This is a genomic window from Polyangium sp. 15x6, from assembly GCF_029960785.1.
Taxonomy (GTDB): Bacteria; Myxococcota_A; Polyangia; order Polyangiales; family Polyangiaceae; genus Polyangium.
Genome location: NZ_JASBQE010000112.1, coordinates 26,152 through 36,528, shown reverse-complemented (window position 1 = coordinate 36,528; position 10,377 = coordinate 26,152). Strand labels below are relative to the sequence as shown.

The 10,377-nt window shown below is 67.2% G+C and carries 9 protein-coding genes; 8 read left to right on the top strand and 1 reads right to left on the bottom strand.

The features are described 5' to 3' along the window. Positions 1 to 240 precede the first annotated feature (240 nt). The 5 genes from QHF83_RS45090 (at position 241) to QHF83_RS45070 (ending at position 4,597) form a co-directional block, all read left to right on the top strand. Positions 241 to 1,128, top strand: a complete 888-nt coding sequence (locus tag QHF83_RS45090; protein WP_282424309.1) for a hypothetical protein — start codon at positions 241 to 243, stop codon at positions 1,126 to 1,128. A 140-nt stretch (positions 1,129 to 1,268) separates the two neighbouring features. Continuing rightward, positions 1,269 to 1,643, top strand: a complete 375-nt coding sequence (locus QHF83_RS45085) for a VOC family protein (protein ID WP_282424308.1) — start codon at positions 1,269 to 1,271, stop codon at positions 1,641 to 1,643. Positions 1,644 to 1,730: 87 nt separating this feature from the next. After that, positions 1,731 to 2,468, top strand: a complete 738-nt coding sequence (locus QHF83_RS45080; RefSeq protein WP_282424307.1) for an SMI1/KNR4 family protein — start codon at positions 1,731 to 1,733, stop codon at positions 2,466 to 2,468. Between the two features lie 888 nt (positions 2,469 to 3,356). Beyond that, positions 3,357 to 3,770, top strand: a complete 414-nt coding sequence (locus QHF83_RS45075) for a hypothetical protein (protein ID WP_282424306.1) — start codon at positions 3,357 to 3,359, stop codon at positions 3,768 to 3,770. Positions 3,771 to 3,940: 170 nt separating this feature from the next. After that, a complete protein-coding gene (locus QHF83_RS45070) occupies positions 3,941 to 4,597 on the top strand; it encodes a glutathione S-transferase family protein (RefSeq protein WP_282424305.1) in 657 nt (218 codons plus the stop codon). Positions 4,598 to 4,860: 263 nt separating this feature from the next. Here the strand turns inward: QHF83_RS45070 and QHF83_RS45065 are convergent, their stop codons facing one another. After that, positions 4,861 to 6,429 carry a hypothetical protein gene (locus tag QHF83_RS45065; RefSeq protein WP_282424304.1) on the bottom strand — a complete coding sequence of 523 codons (1,569 nt, stop codon included), beginning with the start codon at positions 6,427 to 6,429 and terminating at the stop codon, positions 4,861 to 4,863. A 555-nt stretch (positions 6,430 to 6,984) separates the two neighbouring features. Here QHF83_RS45065 and QHF83_RS45060 point away from each other — a divergent pair. From QHF83_RS45060 to QHF83_RS45050, 3 genes are all read left to right on the top strand, one after another. Next, positions 6,985 to 7,869 (top strand): hypothetical protein, encoded by an 885-nt coding sequence (locus tag QHF83_RS45060; RefSeq protein WP_282424303.1) that lies wholly within the window; start codon positions 6,985 to 6,987, stop codon positions 7,867 to 7,869. Between the two features lie 392 nt (positions 7,870 to 8,261). Further along, a complete protein-coding gene (locus QHF83_RS45055; RefSeq protein ID WP_282424302.1) occupies positions 8,262 to 9,185 on the top strand; it encodes a hypothetical protein in 924 nt (307 codons plus the stop codon). Further along, complete coding sequence (locus QHF83_RS45050) at positions 9,182 to 10,339, top strand: hypothetical protein (RefSeq protein ID WP_282424301.1); 1,158 nt, start codon at positions 9,182 to 9,184, stop codon at positions 10,337 to 10,339. Before QHF83_RS45055 ends, QHF83_RS45050 begins: the two co-directional genes overlap by 4 nt. The last annotated feature ends 38 nt before the right edge of the window (positions 10,340 to 10,377 follow it).

Sequence of the window (10,377 nt, the reverse complement as noted above, 5' to 3'; positions counted from 1 at the left end):
CAGGGTCGTCGCCGGTCTTGCCTCGGCCTGTTCGATGAACTGCGCATCGCGCAGTTCATCGACCCCGGGTCCAGCGCTTGCGCTGGTCCGGGTCCAGGGGCGGATAGCCCCTGGTGGGGCCTGGGGCGACGCCCCAGCGCAACGGCTTCGACATGCTCGCGCGACCCCGAAGCACACGTCCGACACCGCGCTGCCTCCGCTGCGCGGGCGATCGGGTCGGCCCTATGGCACGCTGCGGGCGTGCGGACGATGGCAGCAGCGCTCGGCGTGATCCTCGGTGCGTGCGGCGGAGCGCGCGCGGTGCCACGGGAGACGGTCGAGCCCGCGAGTGATCCTGCGCTCGCGTCGGTGCAAACGGCAGGCGTCGAGGGGGTGCGGCGCCGGATGTGGTGGCTCTACGCGGACGACACCGTGCTCTACCGCGGGACGATCGACGCGCGGAACGACCTCGGCGCGATCCCCGACCGGGAGGACGAGGTGGTCTCGGGCTCGATGGTGGGCCGCCTCGATCGCGAGCCGATCGCGTCGGTGCTGGGTCCGGCGGTGGCGATCCGTCTGGTGCGCGACGGCGACGATCGCGGCGCGCTGCTCCTGTGGCAGCCGGCGAGCGACGCGACGATCACCGGGATCGTCGGCCCGTTCGAACGCACGGACGGAGTGGGCCTCGACGGAACGCGCTGCACGGGCTGCGTGACGCCGTTCGCCGCGGCGCCGCCGTCGATCCGAGTGGACGCCGCGGCGACGGGCGCGTCGGGCGACGGCACCGCGGTGCACGCGTGGGCGCGCGGAGAGCTCGCGCGGATCGCACTGGGCGATCTGCGAGCGCCGGAGCTCGCGGCGCTGATCGAGACCGAGACGGGCATCGAGGCCGAGGCGCACGACGGCGCCGTATCGTTCCCGATCGATGGCGTGTTGTCGCGCGAGCTCGCGATCGATCCCCCACCGGCCGAGGGCCACACGGCCTGCGCCGAGACGCGCGCGTGGACCGCGGTGGGCAGGATCGCGCTGCCCGACTTGACGGTACGGGTGACGGACGTCGAGCTGGGCCCCTCGCGCGCGGCGTGCTGCGTCCCGGAGCACGTGCCGTGCAGCGGGCCGAGGTGCGTGCCGGTGCCGGGGCGTTCATGAATTTTGCGGCAACAGTCGCGAATACGCTGGCGCTGCCGAATCCCCGAAAGAGACCTAACCAGCGCGGAGGGGTGGTCATGCGACGGCGGGCTGATTACACAGTTAGGCCTCGCGCAGGCCCACACACTTCAGGAGAACTCATGTTTGACCACGTCAAATTCGGAGTCAGCGACTATGCAGCGAGCAAAGCGTTCTTCCTCAAGGCACTCGAACCGCTCGGCGTAGCTGTTGTCTCGGAGGGGCCGCCGACGTACGGTGTCGAACTCAGCCCAAAGGGTAAGGCTTCATTGTGCCTGTACCAAACCGAGGAGAAGCCGGCGCATCTTCACTTGGCGTTCACGGCCGAGAATCGCCAGCAAGTCGAAGCTTTCCATCGCGCGGCTCTGGAGGCGGGTGGCAAAGACAATGGTGCGCCTGGCCTGCGCCCGCACTACCACGCGAACTACTATGCAGCTTTCGTCATTGATCCGGACGGGCACAACATCGAAGTGGTTTGCCACGAACCCGAGGCCTAACCCTTCGTTGCACCCGACGTGCTACAGCAGGCTTCGCCTGCTTCCGCCCGCGGGTGAACTCAAACGTTGGGCGGACGGACACGCTGGATGAAGACATCTACTCCGCCAGTTGATCTCGATCCGTTCTTGGAATGGGTTCGCGTCCGCAGCGAGCGCGCGTGGGCGACGTGGCCTCAGCCATCGCTCGAGACCTTCGAGCGCGCCGGCGTTGGCGGCTGTGCGTGGTGGCCAGGGACCCGCTGGCTGGACGGGCTCACGGACGCTCAGATCGCCGCTGCCGAGCGGAAGTATGGTCTGCACTTTCCCGGGGACTACCGGACCTTCCTGCGAAGCCTGCACGCGCCGGACCGCCACATGTTCCATGCGGGTTTCGCGGACGAAACAACCCTCGTCGAAGACGAGGCACCATCGTTCCTCAACTGGCTCGCGGATGACGAATGGATCGCGGACGCGATCGAGTGGCCGCTCGAAGGCTTGGTGTTTGATGTCCTGTACAGCAGTCTGTGGCGCGATGAATGGGGCCCGCATCCTTCGGACGAAGCGGAGGCTCGGCACCGACTTGCTGATGTGCTCGGCCGGGCGCCTCGCCTCGTTCCCGTGGTGGGGCACCGTTACTTGGTAGAGGCAGACACCCCGCGTGGATATGTTGTGCTCTCCGTTTACCAGTCAGACATCATCATCCACGCCCCGGATGTGCGGACCCTGCTCCTGGCCGAGTTGGCCGATTTGCTCGAAGTGCCCCATCCGCGCGGTGCTGAAAGCGTGACCGAAGCGGAATGGCAGGCAGCGAAGCGCATTCCTTTCTGGGGGGAGTTTATCGGATGAAGTCGCGCTCGCCGACGGTTCGGACAACCTCGCTGCGCTCGGCAGCCCGGCCCGCGGCAGCTTCGTTCCGGCTGGGGCTGAGCCGAGAGGCCGCGAGAGGGCCATCGGCAGAAGCCTCGCGCTCCCGTCGGCACGGCGTCCTGCCGGTCGCAAAGGGTGCAGAGACCTGTTAGGTTTCGCGCGCCGTGGCTCCCCCGATCCTGCTTCAACTGCGCGTCACCCTTTACACGCGTGCGCCCGAGGCCTTCGCCTTCGAGCTATCGGAGCGCTTCCGGCAGCTCCGGATTGCCGGGATGGTGGACGGGCGCGTCCTGCCGGACGGCGAGGTGAGCGCGCTCCTCCGCGGGCTGACGTCGCTTGCAGGCAAAGCCATCCCCTCGCTCACCCGGCGCAACCCGAGCGTGGCGCTCGACGTCGTCGAGGTCGCAAGGCTCGCCTCGCTACGGGCCGGCGTGGAGCAGGCGCTCGTGGCCCGGGCCCCCCACCTCGGCCCCATGCTCGAGGTCTTCGGGGCGCGCCCGGCGGCGCGGCAGTACCGGCTTTCCACCTGGATCACCAACTTCGCGGCGGTGACGGGACGGCTCCGCGGGGTCTCCCGTGACGATTTCGTGGACGAGGTCGGCGAGGGCCTGAAATCCTGGGCCGAGTACGACACGAGCGAGGGCCGATGGCAGTTCGACGAGAGCGGCTCCGAGGAGGTGTGGTTGCTGCTCGACGCCGCCAGTGGCTCCGACGACCTCGCCACTCACAAGGGGAAGCGATGGGTTCACAGCTTCGACCACCGGGACGTGGACGCCTGGGAAGAGCTGCCGAAGATGATCGGCGTGCCAGAGGACGCGTGCTTCGACGCCGCGCTCCGCGCCTGGAGGGAGAGCGAAGAGACCATGGATGTCTTCGATTTCGTCGACCTCTGCAATGCCCGCGCCCCACGCGCTGGGATGCGAGCTGCGCCTGTTCTCCGTCGAGACCCACGGAGACAATCACCTATTCGTGGCGCTGCCGCCTCTGGCCTGCAAGTCCGCGGTGGAGCGCGGACTCCTCGAGGTCACGCCCTATCTGCCGCATCTGCCGACGAGGCCGCGCTGGTCGCTGTGGCACGCCGGCGTGGTGCTGCTCGCCGGCGTGCTCGCCCTCGCCCTCGCCTACGCTCTCTACCCGGCCGCACGCACGACGATCGAAGCCGTTTGCCTCTTGGGTCCTCTGTTCCTCGCGATCACCCTGGGGAACCGATGGATCGAGCGCACCCTCGCCGCGCGCTTCCCAGCGGTGGCGCGCGCGCTCGAATCGCTGCGAGAGCGGTGAGGCTCCACCCGCATTGGAAGACAGAACCGCCCAACGCATGCCCTGAGGCCGACCGAAATGCGGACCGACGCGGCACCGTACAGCGGTACCGCCCAACTACGTGTTGTATTGCAGACCGACGGAGCACGCTGCCCCGCGACCGATGATTTTCGCCAAGGAGGAGCCTCACGATGACCATCACCATCACCGCCTTTGAGCGGTCACCCGACGGCGGCAGGGGACTGGCGCGTGATACGCGCGTTCGCTGGGCGCTTGAAGAAGTGGGCCAGCCTTACGAGGTTCGCCTTGTTTCGTTTCGCGCGATGAAGGAACCCGCGCATCTGGCGCTTCATCCTTTCGGCCAGATTCCGACTTACGAGGAAGGCGATCTCGCCCTGTTCGAGACGGGCGCGATCGTCTTCCATATCGCCAATCGCCATGCGGGCCTGCTGCCGGACGATGCCAACGCGCGGGCGCGCGCGATCACTTGGATGTTCGCCGCGCTCAACACGGTGGAGCCGCCGATCCTCGAACTCGGAAACGCCAGACTCCTGGAGGGCGACAAGAGCTGGTTCGAGGAACGTCTGCCTCTGGTCGAGGATCGCGTCCGCAACCAGCTGAAACGACTTTCCGCTCGCCTGGGCGATGCCGAATGGCTCGACGGTGCGTTCAGCGCGGGCGACCTGATGATGGTGTCGGTGCTGCTCAGGCTGAAATCATCGGGCATTCTGAACGAATTTCCGAACCTGGCCGCCTATGTCGCCCGCGGCGAAGCGCGGCCCGCCTACAAGCGGGCTTTCGACGCTCAATTGGCGGTTTACAAGGCAAGCCACCGACCGGCTGATTGAGATCCGGCCTGGGCTCGAAGTCGTCATCCGTCATCTACCATGGCCAGTTTTCACGCAGCGAGAGCTGTCGCCTAACTCCCCTGCCGCTGCTCCGGTATTCTCTTCGTGAGGTCTCTCTCGAGCACATGAGGTCCCCCGGCCGGGACATTTCGCTCGAACAATGAAGTCTGCCCGAGCGCGGCATGAGCCTGATCTGCCTAATATGCTGCTGGGAGGATGACCTCGTCGGTTGGGTTCTTACAGGCTGACCCGCCGGATGGCTTCTATTCCGGAGCGACGCGCAGCTGCACGGCAAAGCGATCTGCGAACGGCGCCGCCGGTGCGCCCAGGTGCAACACGGTGCCGGGCTCGAACGTCTGCGTCGACCGGACGGGACGGCCTTCCGGGTCCAATGCGAGGATCTCGCAATGGCTCGTGTCCTCCGGGCACGGCTCCGAGCAGATGTAGAGCTCGCCTGGGGAGAAATTCGGTCCCTTGATGGGGGTGATGACTCGTGCCTCCAGCGCTCCTCCCGTCGTCCCGATCGACACGTCCCAGCTTTGTCCTGGGCACCACGGCCCCTGGCAAGGCCGTTCGATCCATCGGGTCGTCAGCGTCGTCGGATGCTTGTCGTCCAGAGCGAGCGGCTCCTCCGCCGGTTGGCAGGCGGGATTCCTCATCGGGCTCAGCCGCTCCTCGGCGTCGAGATGAATCCGAATTTCTTCAGGTGCAATGCCCGCGAACCATGCCACGTATTCGCCCGGCGGCACGTCCAGCGCAAAGGCGCTCCCCGGCTGCGCAGGATCGATGTGCCAGTTCCGATCTGCGCTCACACGAGTCCCGGCGGTACTGCTGAAGTCGCCGACGGCATCGCCGCCGGCACATCGATAGAAGCGGACGCTCGACGAGAAGTACGGATCCGTCGGGACAGGAGCCACCGTGACATGGAGGATGCGATCGTTCGGGACCTCGAACCGAAGGAGCGCCTCCTGCGTCTGCATGAAGCCGCCCCAAGGTCCACAGCTTAACGTTACGTCGGTGTCGGTCAGCGACGGCATGCTCGGATCGCAATCCATGACTCTGAGACACTTGTCACCGAAGTATCGAAGTGGTTCCATCCGCCAAGCTGAGAACGCCTCATCGAGGCGAACCCCAAATTCGGCCTGAAACACGGCTTCGATCTCCTGACGAGACGCATCCCACGGCACACGCGCATAGAACGACAAGAAGCGCGACGAGCCGAACTCGTCGATGAGAAATCGCACGAAACTCGCGCTCGTGTTGTACACCCCGAAGCCGTTCGCTACGCGCCAGTCATTGAAAGCTCGTGTTTCCACCAGCGTCTCGATGGGTTCGGACGTATCGAGGGGTCCTTCGCTGTCGGTCGTCGTGGGGCAACTGAGGACCTCGGCGAGACCCTCGGTAAAAAGGGCCGGCGGGTTTCCCATGAGAGAGGCATTGGCATGCACAATCTCGTGAAGATGCAGAGGTCTGAAGGCGTAAATCGTCGTACCATCCGCACAGGCAGGCGCGTCAGGAGGGCATGGAAGAAGCGACTCCTTGTTTCGAACGAGGTAGTATTGGATTCTCTCGCCGGGTGGGAGGGTCGCGCCCAGGAACTTGGCGTTCGCGCTGTAGTAGCGCTCGAGCCACTGGGCTGCGCCGTCGCACGGCGGGGTGGCTCCCTCTTCCACGTAGTAATCGAAGTGCTCGCTCGTGAAGAGCTTCGTGAAGACGGGTTCCCCGCCGCACGCTGCAAGGGACAGGAGGGCTGCACGGAGAAGAAGCCCGGCGGGCCCCACCCATGCGGAAAGGAGGCCCCGTGAACCGATGAAGTCGCGTACGGCAGGCATTTTGGTGACAGCATGTTACGCACGGCTCGAGCTACGACGGGAATGCATAGCAGGATGTCGACTCACAGCACCGTCCCTCGTCCCTCTCGCTCGGCCCGCCGCCTCCCGCGCACCTTCCACCCGCCCCTGCGTCCCCCCGAATCGCGTCGGCGACGTCCGCGCTCCTCCTTGGCCCACCTGCCCCGCCGCGCCGCGCCTCACGGCCCACGGCCCGCCGCCCCTCCCCCGCCCGCAAAGCGCCGCCGGTCCCCGATCCCCGCCCGAACCCCCGCCGCGTGCCCTCGACCGAACGAAGTCCCATCCTCCACGCCCCCCGTCGCCCCTCGACGGGAGCCAGTTCGGCCCTCACCGCGCCCCGCCGACCCTCGACGGAAGCCAGTCCGACGCCCCCCGCCCCGCGTCGCCCCTCGACGGGAGCCAGTCGGCCGCCCGAATCCACCCCGCGTCGCGCACCTCGGCCCTCCGGCCGCCGCAAATCCCCCGGCGAGGCTCGACGCACGTTGTCCGTCCAGTTTTGTGTTGCTCCCCGCTTGTGTGCCGCGTTAGGGTGCCGTCATGGCTGGAATTGTCACGCTCGTCGCACGGACGGGCATTCTCACGCTGTATGAAGAGTTCTTTTTCACACGCGGGCACCTCGTATCGCACCCGCTCGCGGCGTCGCTCGTGATCGAGCTCGATGCCTTCCGCCCGCAGCTCGACGCGACCTTGATGGAGGAGCTCACGCTGATCGGCGAGCGCTTCGCGGCGAACGCCGCCGTCGAGTTCGTGGACGACGACCTCGATCGGCTGACCGACGCCATCTCCGCCCTGACCCTCATCGAGTCGAAGAACGACCGCGGCGCCCTGCCGTACGTCCATTACTTCGCGAGCCTGAGGCCGAGCGAGCTCAAACGCCCCATCCTCGGCGGGCAGCTCGATACCATGCGCCACTGGCCCCCTTCTCTTCAGGCGGCATCGAGCAAGCAACTCCAGGCGATCGGGGCCGAGCTCGCGCAGCTCGTGGAGCACGCCGATCAGAGGACCACGGCGCAGGCGACCGTCGGCCAGAAGATCGCCGATTTCCGGACCCTCGGCCCGCGCAAGCAGTGCGTCGACGCGTTCAATGCGCTGCGGAAATCGCTCCACGGCAAGCTCGGCGAGATCCAGCACAAGACGCCCGAGCTCGGCACCGGCTGGGCCAATTCCTTCTTCCGTCAGGGATCGAGCGCGGAGCGGCTCTCCGTGAAAGAGCTCGACCGGCGCATCGCGGCAGCCGAGGTGGAGCTCAATGTCATGAAGAAGCAGCGCGACGAGATGGTCGCACAAGAGGAAGCCCTCGCGCGCGCCAGGGCCGACGCGGAGAAGTCGCAAAAGAAGGCCGAGCTCCAGGCGGCCAGGAAGGCCGACGCGGAGCTCGCCGCGCGTGTGGCCGAGCTGGAGGAGGCGGTGGGCGAGAGCTGAAGCCGCTTCGCTGGGGCTTCGCCCCAGCCCCCACCAGGGGCTGTCCGCCCCTGGACCCGGACCAGCGCAAGCGCTGGACCCGGGGTCGATGAACTGCGCGATGCGCAGTTCATCGAACAGGCCGAGGAATGACCCCTGCCAACCAAGACAGCCGCGCTGACCTTTTGATCGGCAACGCTGTCCCTGGTCTTCCAACGGCCCCGTTGGAAGAACTGCGCGGAGCGCAGTTCTTCCACCCCGAGTCCAGGGCTTGCCCTGGTCCGGGTCGAGGGGCGGATAGCCCCCGCGGGGACCGGGGCAGCGCCCCGGCGAAGCGCCTCCCAGATGAGACCAATGCTCAGGCCTTCCTCGTGGACGCGCTCCGTCGTCCCGGGCAAGATGGCGCCGGCTTCATGAAGATCTCCCCCGCCCCTCTGCTCGCTGCGCTCCTCTGCGCGCTCTCGGCGTGCGCGAAGGTTCCGCGGATCAACACGTCTCCGGATACGCCGATGCTCACCGAACCGAAGAGGGCGCTCGAGCTCGGCGAGGTTTCGCGCGGGGACACGCGCTCGCCGGATTATGGCATCGGCTCGAGCTGCAAGAACGGCGGGCGCGCGGGCCAGGCTCTCGATCACTTCTATGGCTTCGAGGTGCGCGAGGCGGCGAGCTACCGCTTCGAGTTCGTCCCCGAGACGTTCAATGGCGTGATCCAGGTCTTGAACAAAAAAGAAAAGGCGCGCCCAGGTCGCCTCGCGATCGGCTGCAAGGCCGCGCGGCCCGGCGGGAAGGTCGCCTTGTCGCTCCCGTTCGAGCCGGGCCTCTACTGGGTCGTGGTCGACGGAAACCTCTGGGACGAAGCGGGGACGTACACGCTCCGCGTCGATCGCGACACTTCGAAGACCGCGGTGATCCGCCCCGAGGATCCCGCGATCGTCGCGCCGCTCTGCGCGAGCGCGCCGCTCGTTCGTCCGGGAGAGCGCACGTACGGGACGTTCGAATCGAAATCGGGGGGCGCGCGCGCCTCGTGTGGCCTCCTCGGCGGAGGATCCGTGCACCGACTCTCCTTGGCCGCGAAGGCGCGCATTCGCCTGCGCGCGGCCGCGCATTTCCAGCCCGCGCTGGAGATCCGGAGCGGTTGCCACGACAAGCCCGTCGTGTGCGCCCACGCGGATGCGGGGCAATACGAGGTGGAGGTCACGGCCGATCTGCCGGCGGGGGACCATTTCGTGGTGCTGGATTCGACGCGGATCGGCGATCGGAACCCGAACGGGAGCCACCTCGACGAGGCCCGGATCGCCGGGGTCTACGTGATCGACGCCGAGGAGGTCGCGCAATGAGGGCGGCACGCGTTTTCTTGCTCGCGAGCCTGCTCGGCCTCGCGGCGTGCAGCCCCGCCCTCACGCCGGCCTCCGAGGATCGATGTGGCCCACCGCCCCCCACGCCCAAACCGCTCGCGTCGCTGGGCCACGATCCGAAGCCCTTCGAGACGCGGCACTCGCCGGAGAAGACCTACGGGGGAAAAACCTCGGGCTACCTGTATCGATTCGAGCGGGAGGACAGCGGCACGACGGAATCGCTGCGCGCGGTCCACATGATCCGAGAAGGGCGGGTGCTCGTCGTGGGCGACCACGGGACGGCGCTCGTGCGTGATGCGAAGGCAGGCTGGCAGAAGGAGGACCCGGGGACGACGGAGGACCTCCACGCCCTGGTCGTGGCGCCCCATGACGAGAATGGGGAAAGCATCACGGAAGAGCGAAGGAAAAACCCGCCCTACCTCGCGGTGGGGTCGAACGGGGTGGCCGTCTTCCGCGACCCGACCGGAGTTTGGCGGGTCGAATCGACGGGGACCACGGCGAATCTCTTCGCATTGCACCACCTCGGCCAGACGACCGTGGCCGTGGGCGCGGGCGGCGTGATGGTGGAGCGGTCGCGCGAGGGCGTCTGGCGGACCGTCAAGACGCGGACGACGGCGGATCTGTACGCCCTCGAGAGCTGCGGAGGCCATCTGTGCGCCGTGGGCGCGGCAGGGACGATGGTACTTTGCAAATCCCGGGACGAGGAGCTCGTGTGCATTCCGCGTCCCCCCCCGACACAGGCGACGTTGCGTGTCATCGATGGTTCGCAGCTCATGGGCGACGGGGTTTGGCTCTCGTCCGTGCCGACGGACAAGCCCGAGCCCAGGCCGCCGCCCACGTTCACGCCCTGGCCCGTGGCGAAGGAGTTCATCGCGGGGGAAGAGATGCGCGCGAGGGAGCACAACCACTATGGCGGAATCAGCGAGATGCTGGCCGTGGGGCGGCGGGGCACGGTGTGGTTCCAGGGACGCCTGGCCGACGAGAGAGACCGGATCGAACGGGTGAAATTGCCCTTCCAGGCGGATTTCCACGACGTCGCCTACGAGCTCGTGGATGGGTTTCTCGTGGGTGATCAGGGGACGATCGTGCACCTCGGCGTCGAGGGGGTCGCGCTGATGCACATTTGCCTGCTCTGAGCGGAACATCGGGCGCGGGTGTGCTACCGCGCCATCTG